The organism is Nocardiopsis sp. SBT366 (genome assembly GCF_001083815.1).
GTDB classification, from domain to species: Bacteria; Actinomycetota; Actinomycetes; order Streptosporangiales; family Streptosporangiaceae; genus Nocardiopsis; species Nocardiopsis prasina.
In genome coordinates this window covers 23,063-38,071 of the sequence record NZ_LAVM01000002.1, presented here as the reverse complement: position 1 = coordinate 38,071, position 15,009 = coordinate 23,063, and the positions used below count along the sequence as shown (strand labels likewise).

Annotated in this window: 14 protein-coding genes and 1 tRNA gene; 10 read left to right on the top strand and 5 right to left on the bottom strand. The window is 70.8% G+C overall.

What is annotated here, in order from left to right; all coding sequences use genetic code 11:
* The first annotated feature begins 4 nt into the window (after positions 1-4).
* The gene (locus ADX84_RS00950) at positions 5-322 is read left to right on the top strand and encodes a metalloregulator ArsR/SmtB family transcription factor (protein WP_049565845.1); all 318 of its coding nucleotides are present in this window, start codon (positions 5-7) and stop codon (positions 320-322) included.
* On the opposite strand, the gene ADX84_RS00945 is transcribed toward ADX84_RS00950, so the two are convergent.
* Entirely contained in the window at positions 294-527 is a 234-nt protein-coding gene (locus tag ADX84_RS00945; protein ID WP_049565842.1) for a hypothetical protein, read from the bottom strand. The two genes, ADX84_RS00950 and ADX84_RS00945, sit on opposite strands and share 29 nt — an antisense overlap.
* Before the next feature lie 124 nt (positions 528-651).
* Complete coding sequence (locus ADX84_RS00940) at positions 652-2,184, bottom strand: endonuclease/exonuclease/phosphatase family protein (protein ID WP_049565839.1); 1,533 nt, start codon at positions 2,182-2,184, stop codon at positions 652-654.
* Between the two features lie 202 nt (positions 2,185-2,386).
* On the opposite strand from ADX84_RS00940, the gene ADX84_RS00935 reads away from it, so the two are divergent.
* From ADX84_RS00935 to ADX84_RS00915, 5 genes are all read left to right on the top strand, one after another.
* Positions 2,387-2,459, top strand: a tRNA-Ala gene (locus tag ADX84_RS00935).
* Positions 2,460-2,798: 339 nt separating this feature from the next.
* Entirely contained in the window at positions 2,799-4,019 is a 1,221-nt protein-coding gene (gene glsA, locus ADX84_RS00930) for a glutaminase A (protein ID WP_049565836.1), read from the top strand.
* Positions 4,020-4,113: 94 nt separating this feature from the next.
* Positions 4,114-4,464, top strand: a complete 351-nt coding sequence (locus tag ADX84_RS00925; protein ID WP_049565834.1) for a helix-turn-helix transcriptional regulator — start codon at positions 4,114-4,116, stop codon at positions 4,462-4,464.
* The gene (locus tag ADX84_RS00920; RefSeq protein ID WP_049565831.1) at positions 4,457-4,930 is read left to right on the top strand and encodes an SRPBCC family protein; all 474 of its coding nucleotides are present in this window, start codon (positions 4,457-4,459) and stop codon (positions 4,928-4,930) included. The genes ADX84_RS00925 and ADX84_RS00920 overlap by 8 nt, the downstream gene beginning before the upstream one ends.
* Before the next feature lie 92 nt (positions 4,931-5,022).
* On the top strand, positions 5,023-7,140 hold the full coding sequence (locus ADX84_RS00915; protein WP_049566049.1) for an ATP-dependent DNA helicase: 2,118 nt from the start codon (positions 5,023-5,025) through the stop codon (positions 7,138-7,140).
* A 178-nt stretch (positions 7,141-7,318) separates the two neighbouring features.
* Here ADX84_RS00915 and ADX84_RS00910 read toward each other — a convergent pair whose 3' ends face one another.
* Positions 7,319-7,843 (bottom strand): DUF6315 family protein, encoded by a 525-nt coding sequence (locus ADX84_RS00910; protein ID WP_049565828.1) that lies wholly within the window; start codon positions 7,841-7,843, stop codon positions 7,319-7,321.
* 194 nt (positions 7,844-8,037) lie between these two features.
* On the bottom strand, positions 8,038-8,385 hold the full coding sequence (locus ADX84_RS00905; RefSeq protein WP_017545249.1) for a hypothetical protein: 348 nt from the start codon (positions 8,383-8,385) through the stop codon (positions 8,038-8,040).
* 184 nt (positions 8,386-8,569) lie between these two features.
* On the opposite strand from ADX84_RS00905, the gene ADX84_RS00900 reads away from it, so the two are divergent.
* Positions 8,570-10,381: a hypothetical protein gene (locus ADX84_RS00900; RefSeq protein WP_049565823.1), complete on the top strand. Its 1,812-nt coding sequence runs from the start codon at positions 8,570-8,572 to the stop codon at positions 10,379-10,381.
* 34 nt (positions 10,382-10,415) lie between these two features.
* On the opposite strand, the gene ADX84_RS00895 is transcribed toward ADX84_RS00900, so the two are convergent.
* Positions 10,416-11,207, bottom strand: a complete 792-nt coding sequence (locus ADX84_RS00895) for a glutamate racemase (RefSeq protein ID WP_049565820.1) — start codon at positions 11,205-11,207, stop codon at positions 10,416-10,418.
* A 268-nt stretch (positions 11,208-11,475) separates the two neighbouring features.
* Here ADX84_RS00895 and ADX84_RS00890 point away from each other — a divergent pair, with 268 nt between their 5' ends.
* From ADX84_RS00890 to ADX84_RS00880, 3 genes are all read left to right on the top strand, one after another.
* Positions 11,476-12,960, top strand: a complete 1,485-nt coding sequence (locus ADX84_RS00890) for an FAD-binding oxidoreductase (protein ID WP_049565816.1) — start codon at positions 11,476-11,478, stop codon at positions 12,958-12,960.
* Between the two features lie 87 nt (positions 12,961-13,047).
* The gene (locus ADX84_RS00885) at positions 13,048-14,334 is read left to right on the top strand and encodes a cyclopropane-fatty-acyl-phospholipid synthase family protein (protein ID WP_049566046.1); all 1,287 of its coding nucleotides are present in this window, start codon (positions 13,048-13,050) and stop codon (positions 14,332-14,334) included.
* Positions 14,335-14,518: 184 nt separating this feature from the next.
* Positions 14,519-15,004, top strand: a complete 486-nt coding sequence (locus ADX84_RS00880) for a hypothetical protein (protein WP_049565813.1) — start codon at positions 14,519-14,521, stop codon at positions 15,002-15,004.
* Positions 15,005-15,009: the final 5 nt, after the last annotated feature.

The window sequence follows — 15,009 nt, the reverse complement described above, 5'->3', positions numbered from 1 at the left end:
GGCCGTGGACACCGCACTGCCCCCGGTCTTCGCCGCCCTGGGGGACGACACCCGGTGGAGCATCCTGGTCCGGCTGGGCAGGGAGCCCGCCTCCGCCTCGGAGCTGGCCCGGGAGCTGCCCGTCTCCAGGCAGGCGATCGTGAAGCACCTGGAGGTCCTGCGCGCGGTCGGGCTGGTGCGCACGAGGCGCAGCGGGCGCTCGGTCCTTCACGAGGTGGAGGGCGCCCGCCTCGACGAGGTCGGACGGGACCTGCGCGGCATCGCCGCCGCCTGGGACCGCAGGTTGGAGGGGATCAGGTCGATCGCCGAGGATCGGGGCTGAACGGCTCTTCGGAGCTGGTTCGCTGACCGAGGAAGGAGAGGAGTTCGGGGTCGTCCGAGGTGACGCGGTCCACCTCGGTACCGCCGTCGCAGGTGAGCATCGACACGGTCACCGTGCCGCCGGTGCGTGCCACCACCCGCCACAGAGCGCCGTGCTCCTCCCAACGGAGCAGGGCGGCGACGTGCGGGTTCCCTTCGTCGCTCACCGGACTCTCCTCCCCCAGAGCGTCTTGGCACCGTCGTCCCAAGGTACCGGGAGTCCCGCCCGCCCTCACGGATGCCGGAAGGGAGGGGCCGCGCCCCTCCCCGGACCGGCGAGGGGCGCAGCGTCTATGAGGTGAGCGAGTAGAAGGTCAGCACCGCGGCGTGGTCCGTGGTCCACTCGTTGTCGGCGTGCTCCGGGGCCGGTGTGGGGTCCCCGACGACCAGGTCGTGAGACTCCCGGACCGTGAGGTCACCCGCGTGGTAGACGAAATCGATCCGGTCCTGCGGTTCCACGGGGCCGGTGGAGCCTTCGTGGAACGGGAAGAGCGGTGACCAGGTGAGACCCGGAGAGCTCACCGGGTCCGGGTTGGCCGCGCGGTAGGAGTCCGTGAACCCGGCCTCCGTCGGCAGAACCGAGGTCGGCCAGGGCACGTCCGCGTACCCGCAGTTCTTCTCCCTCAGCTCATCGGTCCAGTCCAGGTGCGAGGGCGCGTTGAAATCACCCACGAGCAGCACGGGTACCTCGTCGGCGGCGTCGACCTGGTCGGACATCGCGGCCAGGGTGTCGGTGATCTGCGGGGTGCGACCCGACTCCGCCTCACGCTCCAGGACCCGGTCCACGTCCATGCCGTCGAAGCAGAAGTCGTAGGGACCGTAGGGGGTGTATCCCAGGTGCACGTTCCACAGGTTGACCTGGGACTCCTCGCCGTCCAAGGCGATCCGCACGCCGCCGGAGGCGTTGACCTCGCCGTACTCCTCGACGATCGGGTACCGGCTGATCACCCCGAGGCTGCCCGACCCCTGCCAGTGGTGCCAGCCAAGGGCCTGCGCCAGTCGGGCCGCGTGCGTGCCCTGCGTCTCCTGGAGCCCGACGACGTCGGCGCCGCTCTCCAGCAGGAAGCGCACCTGCTTCTCGTGGTAGCCGTTGACCTGCGTGCCACCGTGCCAGGTGTTGAGACTCATGACGCCCAACTCGTCGACCAGCGGCTCGTTGTGGCGGCGCACGGGGATGGTGGCGTCCAGGCGCGCGGAGGAGCCGTCCTCGCCGGTGGCCTCCACCGTCACCGTCGCCGAGGAGCGGTCGGGGCGGGAGACACCCGGCTCACGTCGAGCCGAGGCGCGCGGGGTGCCTGAGAGGGTTCCGTCCGCGGCGACCTCGACCCAGGCGTCCCCGCTCACCTTCGTGAACTCGGCACCCGCACCCGAGACCAGTCCGCCCAAGTGCGCCTCGTAGGCCTGACCCTGGCGGGCGTTGTGCAGCGTGGCCTCCTCCACGGGGAAGGAGATCGGACCTCCGGCCGACAGCCGCACCTCGATCGGTTCTGCCAGCCACGCGTAGCCGTCACGTGCCAAAAGGAAGGCGGTGTAGGAGCCGGGTTCCAGGGAGTCGGCGGACAGCCGCACGGTCCCTTCGGACTCGGGCGCGTACTCCCAGACGAGGGAGGGAGCCACGTACTCCTCGTCCACGGGCCCGCCGCCGGACGAGCGGTAGAGCCCGATCCAGTTGGTGGCGTGCGGTTCGGAGGTGGAGTAGGCGAAGGTGAAGTCCTCGCCCTCGGTCAGGGACAGGGTGCCCTGAGGTGCGGCGGACACGGGGAACGCCCCCAGCGCCAAGAGGAGCGCTGTGAGCACCGTCGGGATCAGGAAACGGACACGCATCCGGGGGAAGCCTCTCATTCGGGGGATTTCCAGACTCAAGCCACCATCCGGTACCCCGGAAACGGGCATGTCCAACATGGGGGTGTCCCGGCTGAAGGCCCGGTGAACTCGGAACGGCGTCGAACACCCGCGGTGTGACTCGAAATATGTTCACGGCACCGCCGTACATCCGATAGAATCGGACCGTCGCCGCAAGGCACACGGGGCTATGGCGCAGTTGGTAGCGCGCCTCCATGGCATGGAGGAGGTCTGGGGTTCGAATCCCCATAGCTCCACGAGAAACGGGCTGCTGCTCGGGGGACTTCGTCCTCCTCGCCGCGGTCCGTTCCTGTTTTCGAGGGCTCGGGGGGAGCGACCCCCGAGCCCTTGTTGTGCGCCCTCTGGGGCGCCTACTCACTTCGCCGCCCCGCCGGGTCGTCGCGTCGCATCTTCGGGGGCGACCCCCTTGTCGCCCGGTGTGCGCTCGCGGGAGCTCACGCACCCGGCCGCCCCTGCTTCCGCGTGAAGGCGCTCGCCGGGTCGTTTCTTCGTTTCCGGGTCACCCTGCCTGTTGGGCGGGCCACCACCCGCGTGGCCGGGGACAGTGCGCGCTCCCGCCTTCCTAGACTGGGCGGATGGACCACGAATCCGCCGACGAGACCAGCCCCGTCAGCCAGGTGCTGGACAAGATCCGCGAGGAGGTCGCCGGGCTCACCGGTGGTCGGTTGGCGGACTACATCCCCGAACTGGCGGGTGTCGATCCCGGACTGTTCGGGATCGCCGCGGTCAGCGCGCACGGCCGCTCCTACTGCGTGGGGGAGTCCGAGCTCCCGTTCACCATCCAGTCGATCTCCAAGCCCTTCGTGTACGCGATCGCCGTGGAGCAGCTCGGGCTGGACACGGTGCACGAACACGTCGGCGCCGAACCCAGCGGTGAGCCCTTCAACGCGATCAGCCTCGACGAGCACGGTCGTCCCGAGAACCCCATGATCAACGCCGGGGCCATCGTGACCACCTCCCTTGTGGAGAGCGCGGAGCCCGACAGGCGCTTCGACCGCATCCGGTCGGTCCTGTCGTCCTTCGCCGGTCGCGAGCTGGAAGTGGACGAGGACGTGTTCCGCTCCGAGGCCGAGACCGGACACCGCAACCGTGCCCTCGGGTACCTGAGCCTGGCCGGAGGAGTGCTGGTGGGGCAGGTCGAGGACGCCGTCCAGGACTACTTCCGCCAGTGCTCCCTCAGCGTCACCGTGCGCGACCTGGCGGTCATGGCCGCCACGCTGGCGGTCGGCGGGGTCAACCCGGTGACGGAGGAGCGGGTGGTCTCCCAGCGCACCGCGCGGCACACCCTCTCGATCATGTCCAGCTGCGGCATGTACGACCACGCGGGGGAGTGGGGGCTACGGGTCGGCATCCCGGCCAAGAGCGGGGTGAGCGGCGGCATCCTCGCGGCCGCTCCGGGCGCGTTCGGTGTGGGGGTGTTCAGCCCGCCGCTGGACGACGCGGGCAACAGCGTGCGCGGGGTGGCCGCCCTGGAGCGGCTCTCCGACGACTACGACCTGCACATGCTCCAGACTCCCTCGGAACCGCCCTCCCCGATGCACAGCGTGACCAGGGACGGGAGCCGGCTCGACGTGCGGCTGCGGGGCGAGATCGACTTCCTCGCCGCGGAGCAGGTGGTCTCCCGGTTGGAGGAGGCGATCGACGACGCACGGGTGACCTCGGTGAGTGTGGCCCTGGAACGGGTGTCCGGGCTGAGCGACGCCGCAAGGTCGTTGCTGGCCGCCGAACTCTCCGAGCTGGCCGACGCCGGTGTCGAAGCCACGGTGAGCGACCCGAGGGGTGTGCGGCACGCCTGACGGCGGGCCGTCGCCCCCGCGTGCCCTTGACCCGGGGATACTGCGGGCGCATAATCAACATGTTGGTTGATTAACAGAAAGGTTGAATGCGCAGATGGCGGACGACCCGCTCAGCCTCACCTTCGCCGCACTGGCGGACCCGACCCGTCGGGCGATCCTCGCCCGGCTCGCGGAGGGCGAGGCCACCGTCAACACCCTGGCGGAACCGTTCGACATCAGCCTCCAGGCGGTCTCCCGGCACCTGAAGGTCCTGGAACGGGCCGGACTCATCACCCGGGGGCGGGAGGCCCAGCGGCGCCCCTGCCGTTTGGACTCAGCACCGTTGGAGCAGGTCAACGAGTGGGTGGACCGCTACCGGGACCACTGGGAGGGGCGCTTCGCCCGCCTGGACGAGGAACTACGCAGGCTGCAGAGCAGTACCGGAGGAGAACAGAGCCATGAGTGACCTCAGCATCGTCGCCGAGCCGGGCCGTCAGGACATCGTGATGACCCGCACCTTCGACGCACCCCGTGACGTCGTCTTCCGTGCCATGACCGACCCCGGACTGCTGCCGAAGTGGTGGGGCCTCAAGGACACCGAGACCGTCATCGACCGGTACGACTTCCGCTCCCAGGGGAACTGGCGGATCGTCGAGCGCGACACGGACGGGCAGGAGTACGCCTTCCACGGCGTCATCCACGACGTGAGCGCGCCCGGGAGCTTCACCCAGACCTTCGAGTTCGAGGGCATGCCCGGGCACGTCCTGATGGAGACCCACCGCCTGGAGGAGGCCGACGGAGGCACGCGTTACACCTCCACCGCCGTCTTCCAGAGCGTGGAGGACCGCGACGGCATGCTCGCCTCCGGCATGGAGACCGGCGCGGGAGAGTCCATGGACCAGCTGGAGGCGCTGGTCCGCACCCTGGTCTGACCCGGAGTCCGCCGCCCGGCCACCGGGCCGGGCCGCGAACCGTGCCTGTGGACGACGCCGAACCTGTCGTCACCGGCGGGTACTGTCGATCCGTGGCAGATCTCCCCGACGTTCCCACTCTGCTCGGCGCGGCCGTCAAGGCCCTGGGCGGCAGCAGCCGAGAGGGTCAGCAGACCATGGCAGGCGCCGTCGCCGAGGCGGTCGAAGAACGCGAACACCTGGTGGTCCAGGCCGGTACCGGCACCGGCAAGTCCCTGGCGTACCTGGTGCCAGCGATCAGACACGCGATGGCGACGAGGACCCCCGTGGTCGTCTCCACCGCGACCATCGCGCTCCAGAACCAGCTGATCGACCGCGACCTGCCGCGCCTGGCCCGAGCGCTGTCCCCGCTGCTGCACCGCGAACCCACGTTCGCGGTGCTCAAGGGGCGCCGCAACTATCTCTGCCGCAACCGCATGCAGACCGCCTCGGACGAGGAGGCCGAGGGCAGCGAGCTCTTCGACGCCCGTCAGCTCTCCTCACTGGGTCGCCAGGTCGCCCGAGTGCACGAGTGGGCGGAGGAGACCCTCACCGGGGACCGCGACGAACTCGTGCCAGGCGTGAGCGACCTGGCCTGGCGCCAGGTCTCCGTGGGCGGGAACGAGTGCATGGGCGCCCGCGTGTGCTCCTTCGGCCAGGAGTGCTTCGCCGAGTTCGCCCGCGAGGCCACCACCGGCGTGGACGTGGTGGTCACCAACCACGCCATGCTCTCCATCGACATGTCGCAGGGCTACCACATCCTGCCCGAGCACAACACGATCATGATCGACGAGGCGCACGAACTCGTCGACCGGGCCACCTCCGTGGCCACCGGAAGCCTCACCGAACGCAGCGTCACCACCGCCGCCAAGCGCGCCGCCCGCCTGGTCGAACCGGGCATCAGCGAACGGCTCAGCGAGTGCGCGGACGGGCTGGCCCTGATGTTCACCGAGGTGCCCGAGGGGCGCCTGGACCACATCGACGAGGGCCTCGCGGGGGCTGTGGCGGCGGCGCGTGACGCCTCCGCCGCCTGCGTCGCCGCGATCGGCCCCTCCCCGGGCGAGCTCGACCCGGACACCGCCTCCGACCGCCGTCTGGCCCTGGCCGCTCTCGCCGAGGTCCGTGAGGCGGCCGAACGGATCCTGGAGTCCTTCGAGCCGCCGCTGCGCGACCGCACCGAGATCGTCTGGCTCACCAAGGTCCCCGCGCGTCCGCCGACACTCAACGTCGCTCCGCTCGCCGTGGGCGGTCTGCTCCGGGAGAAGCTCTTCGGCGACCGCCCCGTGGTGCTCACCTCCGCCACCCTCACCCTGGGCGGCGACTTCGGCGCTCTGGCCCGGCAGTGGGGGCTGGGCCGAGAGGTCACCCAGGAGGCCGCCGAACGGGCCGCCCGCGAAGCAACCGCGGCCGAGTCCGCCCCGACCCCGGGCACCCCGGAGGTCGAGACGACGCAGGACGCCGACGAGGACGGTCCGCACCGGGCAGCCGGGGAGCCCCGTTGGCGCGGACTGGACGTGGGGTCGCCCTTCGACCACGGCCGCAGCGGCATTCTCTACGTCGCCCGACACCTGCCCAAACCGGGCCGGGACGGGCTCTCGGACGCCTACCTCGACGAGATCGCCGAGCTCATCGAGGCCTCCGACGGCCGCGCCCTCGGCCTGTTCTCCTCGATGCGCGCCGCGCAGCAGGCCGCCGACGAGCTGCGCGAGCGCCTGGACCAGCCCATCCTGTGCCAGGGCGAGGACTCCACCGGGCAGCTGGTCCGCCGCTTCTCCGAGGAGGAACGCTCCTGCCTGTTCGGAACCCTGTCCCTGTGGCAGGGCGTGGACGTGCCGGGGCCCTCGCTCCAACTGGTGATCGTCGACCGCATCCCCTTCCCTCGCCCCGACGACCCGCTGGCCTCGGCACGCCAGCGCTCCGTCTCCGCGCACGGGGGCAACGGTTTCCTGTCGGTGTCGGCCACCCACGCCGCGCTGCTGCTGGCACAGGGCACCGGTCGCCTCCTGCGCTCCACCGACGACCGGGGGGTGATCGCGGTCCTGGATCCAAGACTGGCCACCGCCGGGTACGGGGGTTTCCTGCGGGCCTCACTGCCGCCCTACTGGGGCACGGCCGACCCCGAGGTCGCCCGTTCGGCCCTGCGCCGTCTGGCCGAGAAGGCCGCGGCGGGACGGGACGAGTCCGCGGCCTGATCGCACCGACCTCGCCCGGCGCCGCCGTGGACGGTCCTGCGGCCGTAGGACCGGTGCGGGGGCCACATGACGGAGGCCGGGCCCCAGGGGTGCCCGGCCGCTGCCGTCGCCGAGATCGAGCCGGGGCCTCGTGCCCCGCGCCCGTTCGATGCCCGTGTTGTTCCGGCGTCGTGCCGGTTCAGCCGCGTGTGCGGTAGCCGAAGAGCCGGACCGCGTATCCGGGGGAGTCGTTCTCCGGCTCCTGGATCTGCCACCGGTCGTCGTGATCGCCCACCAGAAGCTCGTTCCACATCATGTCGATGAGCTTGAGCCGGGACACCACCGACGCCTCGGGGTCGAGCACGATCGAGTAGGCGTGGTCGGTGAGCCGCTGGGTCACCATGCCGACGGACTGGCCGTCCCAGATCGCCGGCACGGGGGCGTGACCGATCTCCACGCCGCACAGCCGGAGCTGCTCGACCTCCTCGTCGAGGGCCTCGGCGGCCAGTGCGCCGTCGAGCCGCAGGGCATCCTCCAGCTCGTCGCGTTCCTCGTCGGTTCGCAGGTAGGCGTGGTAGGTGCGGTAGCCGCATGGGCGGCACTTGCGCCAGACCACACAGCGGGCCAGCCCGTACGCGGACTGCGCCTCGCCGACACTCTGGTGGTCGCTCACCTCGCGAACCATGCCGCATTCGCAACACAAGGCAGTGAGATCCTGCTTCATCAGAGTCCCCCCTCCCAGGCGAGTATGCGACGGATGGAGGTCGTTAGGGAACCCGTTCGGCGAGGAAGTCGCGGCAAGGACTCGTCATCAATGCCCAAAATGACCGGGTGACGGGTTTCGGACGTGCTCAGAGGGGGTGTGGACGTGGCCGGTCTCACCTTGGGGAGGTATGCTCCGCCCGCACCGGTCGGGGATCAGTCGTCCATGGACAGGCCGCGCTTGTTCCGCTCGGTCCAGTCGCGCATGCGCTGGGGATAGCCCACGATCTGTACGTCGTACGCCGGCTTGGCCAGGTTGCTCGCCACCTTGCGGAGTACCTCGGGGGACCCGCAGCGCCGTCGGATCCACTCCCCGTCCGTGGCCACGGCGACCGCTGTGGCCCGTGTGGCGAAGGTTTCGGGCTCCACGAAGAACTCCACCCCCACCCGGCTCTTGGCGAACTCGATCAGCGCCTTGATGTCCGAATCCTCGGAGGCGCGGTCGAAACGGGCCTTTCCCTTGCGATTGGCCTTGCGGAGTCCGAACCGGTCTCGCCATCCCATCGGCGCTCATGTCTCCCTCGTGCCGCCTCAGCCAGCCGCTCGCTGGCCGTCTCCGAGTCTATCCGCCGTGATCCAGCCGCAGAGGGGCCAGAGCGCCCGAGCAGTAGCGGGTTTGCGCGTTCTCCAGACAGCTCTGTCACCACGCTGCTACGTTCTGTCGCACATGGCACAGGGGGGAGACACCATGACGATGTGGACATGGGTGGGGGAGACCGGACGCCAACTCCGCGCCGCCGGGCAGGACGAACTCGCCGAAGCCGTCACAGAGCTGCCCGTACTCAGCGAGGCGGGCGACGCGGTCAAGGTGGAGGCGCTGGCCAGGTCGGCGATGCGTACCGCCCGCCGCCTCGTCGCCGAGGCCGCGAAGTCCGACAACCCCGCACCCACGGCCGTTCCGGCCTCGGTCCCGGGGGTGTTCGGTCCACCGACCCTGTTCTTCCTGGCGCACTGGCCGCTCGCCGTGCGCGTGGGGGCGTTGGCGGAGGGGCGTCGCGCCCTGGACCAGGCCAAAGCCGTGGTCGAGGACGAGCCCGCGCCGAACCAGTACGGGCCGCTGCCGGTCTCCGCCCTGGAGACGCTGGTCCGCTGCCACGCCAACATCGACGCCAGGGGAACCACCGACCAGCGCCGCGAACTCCTCTCCGCCCGGCGCCTGTCCGGTTGGGAGGGCACCCCGGCCTGGCCCGGCTTCACCCTGGCCCGCGTCCACCTGCTCATCGACGAGGGGCAGGCCGACCGCGCCGAGGCGGAGCTGCGTCGCTACGACCACACCGCCACCGGTCCGGCCGTGCTCGGCGCTGAAGGTGTCTTCACCCTGGTCAGGGCTCTTCGTCACCAGGACAAGCACACCGACGCCCTGGACGCCCTGGACCGGATGGAGGCCGAGCTCGACCTGGGCGGCAGAGGCGGGGACGGTTCCGCTGTCAACCCGCGTCGCGCCGCGCTGCTGCGGATGATCCGCTTCGAGCGCGCCCGTCTGCTGTCCTGGCTGGCCCGCCTGGGGCTGTGCGACGCCCGCCAGGCCATCGGACTCCTGCCCACCGTGGAGGAGGCCGAGACCTACCCCAAGCTGCGTTCGGCGTGGGTGGAGGCGGTGGAGAACCTGGTCTGCCAGGGGAGTGTCCGCAACGACTGGCGCCTGGGCGTACGCGTGACCACCTGGTCCCGATACTTCGAGCGGGTCGGGGCGCCCCGACGTGGTGCCGAACTCGCCCTGTCCGCGTCCCGGTTGGCCAGCGGCCGCGGCGCGCGGTGGGTCGCCGAGTGCTCCGCGCAGCGGGCCGAACGCCTCATCCGGGAACTCGGCGGCGCCGAGGAGATCACCGGCGACCTGATGGAGGTGAGGTCGATGGTGCGGGGGATGGAGGCCATCCTTCCCCTGGCACCCTCCGGGGGCATCCTGGACTTCCTCCGCGCGCAGAAGGCCGAGGAGGTCAACCCCGAGCAGCAGGCGGAGCAGGTGAACGTGGCGCTCATGGAGCGGCCGCACGACTCCGCGCTGCTGAGCGCGCTGGGGCAGGTGGGCCGCACCCTGATGCTGTCCGACGTGGCCACCGAACCCCAGTGGCGCCACGTCCGCGAGCAGCCGGGCGACCAGCGCGCCGCCCTGTCACTGCTGGAGACGCTGCTGCACGACAACGACACCGCCGGGGTGCGCGACCTCGTCCGCACTCTGGCCGCGGGCGCGTTGGTCCCGGATCGCGGGTCGCTTCCGGAACAGTCGCTGGTGAGTGGCCGCCGGTCGGTTCCGGACCACCCGGGGGTCGGCGACCCGCGGCTGTTCCCGGACCACGCGGCGGTGCGGGAGGAGCGTGCGGCTCCGAGCCGCCCTCAGGCGGTCGAGGGCCCGTCGGTCCCGGAGTACCCGCCGGTGCGTGAACACCGGCCCGCTCCCGCGCACCCGCAGGTCGACGACCACCCGCAGGTTCCGGACCATCCACCCGCCCGGGAGCCCCAGGAGGCCGCGGGGGCGGTGAGGTACGGGGTCGGAGGCTGAGCCCTCCACCCCGGCGCCGATGTTGGTGCCGGGGTCAGCGGGGCAGGAGTGAGCGGCCGGCCGGGTAGGTCAGGGCCGCCGGGGGGAGCTGTGCGGGTCGACCGCTTGCCAGGACGGTGACTCGCCCCGGCCGGTCCGCGGAGGCGGCCTCCGACGTCCCCTCCTCGGCCTCGTCGGTCACACCCATCCTGCGCAGTGTCTGGGCGGCCACGGCGCGGTCCGCGGTGAACAGCTCGGCCCTGCCGGACAGCGCCTTGGAGATCTCCTCGCCCACCAGGTCGTAGTGCGTGCAGCCCAGCACCACACCCCTGACCTCCGGTGGCGTCAGGGAGGCCGCGTACGCGATCGCGTCACCGACCAGGGAGGGGTCGGCGGACTCCACGGCCTCCGCCAGGCCCTTGCAGGCGACCTGGGTCACGGCCACGTCCCGGGCGAAGGTCTCCACGAGCCGCTTCTGATAGGCGCTGCTGGTGGTGGCCTCGGTGGACCACACCGCGATGGGCGTGCCGGCGGCGGCCGCCGGTTTGATGGCCGGGACGGTCCCGATCACCGGAATGTCCGGCTCAAGCTCCGTGCGCAGCCGGTTCAGCCCGTGCACCGACGCCGTGTTGCACGGCACCACCACGGCGTCCAGGGAGCCCGCCGCATCCAGGGCGGCGCGGGCACCGGCCAGGGCCCGGTCGATCACCTGTTCCGGGCTCCGGGGGCCCCACGGCATGTGGTCCGGGTCCATGGACAGGACGAGGTCCGCGTCGGGCCGGGCGGCGTGCAGGGCGGCGGCCGTGGACAACATGCCGATACCGGAGTCAACGAGAGCGATGCGCATGGAACCGCATCCTATGTGGCCCCCGCCGTAACGCTCATATCACCGCAGGTAAGGGCGGAGTGGAGGGGGCCGATGCCGCCAGGGCGCCCTCCCCTGCCTTCGGCACCCCCTTCGTCCGTGCCCGAGAGTGGGTAAGACACGTACCGAAATGGGGTGGCCGTGGACCGATACCGCTAGGTAGAACTGAGGGGATCGGCCTGCCGCGGCATGCCACCACCGGTCCTGGCCGACCCAAGCTGTGCGCCGTCAACAGTCAGGGGAACCCGGTATGACTCCGAAACAGCCCGGTACGACCTCCAACTCCGGCCCCCGGTCCCAACGGGGGCCGTCGGCGGGTACGGGGCTGGCGGAACACATCGCCGCGGTCCAGCGGCTGCGGAGCGACTACCGGGCCCTTCCCGAGGGCGCCCCGGTGCGGCTGGCCAAACCGACCTCCAACCTGTTCCGGTTCCGCGAGGAGTCCTCCGCCCCCGCACTGGACGTCTCGGCCTTCTCCGGGGTCATCTCCATCGACCCCGTCGAGCGACTGGCCGACGTCGGCGGCATGACCACCTACGAGGAGCTGGTCGCCGCCACCCTTCCGCACGGCCTCATGCCCACGGTCGTGCCGCAGCTGCGCACCATCACCGTGGGCGGGGCCGTCACCGGACTCGGGATCGAGTCCTCCTCCTTCCGCAACGGGCTCCCGCACGAGTCGGTCCAGGAGATGGAGATCCTCACCGGCTCCGGGGAGGTCGTCACCGCCACCCGGGACAACGCGCACAGCGACCTGTTCCACGGCTTTCCCAACTCCTACGGCACGCTCGGGTACGCCCTGCGCCTGCGCGTGGAACTCGACCCCGTGTCCCCCTACGTGCACCTGCGCCACCTGCGGTTCCACGACTCCGCGGCGGCCATGGACGCCCTCGCCCGGATCTGCGCCGACGTGGCCCACGAGGGGTCGCCCGTGGACTTCGTGGACGGGGTGGTGTTCGGCCCCGACGAGCTGTACCTGACGTTGGCCCGCTTCACCGACCACGCCCCCTGGACCGGCGACTACACGGGCAACGACGTCTACTACCGCTCGATCCCGCGCTACGCCGACCCGGAGGACGGCTCCACGGGCCCCGGCGACTACCTCACCGTGCACGACTACCTGTGGCGCTGGGACACCGACTGGTTCTGGTGCTCCCGGGCCTTCGGCACCCAGAACCGGTTCGTGCGACCGTTCTGGCCGCGCTCCCTCAAGCGCTCCGACGTCTACCGCAGGCTGGTGGCCTGGGACCGGCGCACCGACTTCTCCCGGCTCCTGAACCACTACCGGGGCCGCCCGCAACAGGAACCCCTCATCCAGGACATCGAGGTCGGAGTGGAGCGCGGGGCGGAGTTCCTGGACTTCTACCACGCGGAGATCGGCATGACCCCCATGTGGTTGTGCCCGCTCCGGCTCCGCGAGCCCCGCCGCGCCGGGCTCGCCGACGACGAGCACGTCTGGCCGCTCTACCCCCTGGAGAACGACCGCCTCTACGTGAACTTCGGGTTCTGGGGTCTGGTCGACACCGAACCCGGCCAGCGCCGCGGCCACCACAACCGCAGGGTCGAGGAGGAGGTCACCCGGTTGGGCGGCCACAAGTCCCTGTACTCGGACTCCTTCTACTCGGAGGACGACTTCTGGGCGCTCTACAACGGCGCCGACTACGCGGGCCTCAAGGAGACCTACGACCCCCAGGGTCGGCTCCTTGACCTGTACGCCAAGTGCGTACGCAACGGCTGAGTCACCCATTCGCCGAGCAGTCGACAGCACCGCCGGGCGGCGACCTGTGGGCAGGGGCCGCGTACGGGAGGGAAAAAGGACATGAGCATGCGGCTTGCAGAGATCTTCGAGCGTGTCGTCGGACCCGACGCGCCCATCCGGTTCACCGCCTATGACGGCAGCTCCGCGGGGGACCCCGACAGTGAGGTCGCGGTGAACGTACGGACCCCGGTGGCCGTCAACTACCTGGCCCAGTCGCCCAACGCCCTGGGCCTGACCCGCGCCTACGTCTCCGGCCACCTGGAGCTGGAGGGCGACCTGTACACGGCGCTCAGACACATGGCGGACTTCACCTTCGCCGAGGGTGTCAACGTGTCCGCCCGCGACCTCCTCGCCATCGTGGGTTCGGTGGGCTGGGTCAAGTTCGTGAACCGGGTGGCGCCGCCGCCCCAGGAGATGCGTCAGGGAACCCTGCTGGGGCGGGGGATGCGGCACTCCAAGCAGCGCGACGCCGAGGTGATCCACCACCACTACGACGTCTCCAACGAGTTCTACGAGATGGTCCTCGGTCCGTCGATGACCTACACCTGCGCGGTCTTCGACGAGGAGGACGGTGCCCCGGATCGGGTGGGCTCCTTCGACGGCGCTCTGGAGAGCGCCCAGTTCCGCAAGTACGACCTGGTCTCGCGCAAGCTGGGCCTGGAGAAGGGCATGCGGTTGCTCGACGTGGGCTGCGGATGGGGTGGCATGGTGCGCCACGCCGCGCGTGAGCACGGGGTCAGGGCGGTCGGCGTGACCCTGTCCAAGGAACAGGCGGAGTGGGGTGCGAAGAGGATCGCCCAGGAGGGGCTGACCGGGCTCGCCGAGATCCGCCACATGGACTACCGGGACGTGCCGGACGGCAGCTTCGACCGGATCAGCTCCATCGGGCTGACCGAGCACATCGGGTCCCGGAACCTGGACGCCTACTTCGCCTCGCTCAACGCCAAGCTGGTGCCAGGGGGGCGACTGCTCAACCACTGCATCACCCGTCCCCGAAACAACCTCAAACCCATGAACACCAAGGGTGTCATCAACAGGTACGTCTTCCCCGACGGCGAGCTGGAGGGCCCCGCCCAGATCCAGACCGCCATGAACGACGCGGGCTTCGAGATACGCCACCAGGAGAACCTGCGCGAGCACTACGCCCTGACCCTGCGCCACTGGGGCGCCAACCTCGAACGCGACTGGGAGAAGGCCGTCGCCGAGGTCGGGGAGGGCACCGCGCGAGTGTGGCGGCTCTACATGGCCGGGTGTGTGCTGGGCTTCGAGCGGGACGTGGTGCAGCTCCACCAGATCCTGGGAGTGAAGCTGGACGGCACCGACGCTCACCTGCCGCTGCGCCCGGACTACTGACGCCCACGGACGGCCGCCCGATCGGCCGACCAGCACCGCGACGGACGCTTCGTCGCGGCCGTCTCAGCCGGGGGTGTTCGCGTTGCGCGGACACCCCCGCGCCCGGCCCCGGCCTGCGCAACGGAACGGCGCCGAGGCGGCATCATGGAGCCATCAGACCCAGCAGCTTGAAGGGACCCACCCCGTGTCCTCCGACGACAACGCGCCCCACAGCGACCCGACACCCGAGCACGACCTGCCGGACCACGTCAGGGAGACCGCGATCGCGCTGATCAGCGCCTACGTGGACCACAACCGCGAGGAACTGGACCGGGTCATCCCCCGGGCGGCGGACGACGTCGACGACGTCCAGTCCGAGCTCAGGGTGATCGCGGCCTTCCTCGGCCGCCGCGTCCAGGAGACCGGCGTGGTGTGGAAGCCCGCCGACTCGCGCGAGGCCGTGGCCCGCACGGTCGCGGAGATGCTGCCGCCGGAGCTGGAGTTCGCCGTATCCACCGCGTGGGAGGCCCACTCGATCGGCGAGGAGGAGACGGCCGAGCGCCTCGCCCAGGGCGATCGCATGGTGTTCGTGCACATGCTCGCCGCCTTCTGCGCCGCCATCGGACTGGCTGTCTACAAGCGCGCCGAACTCGTGTCGACCCTGCGCCAGGTGACCGGACTGGGCGACTGACCGCG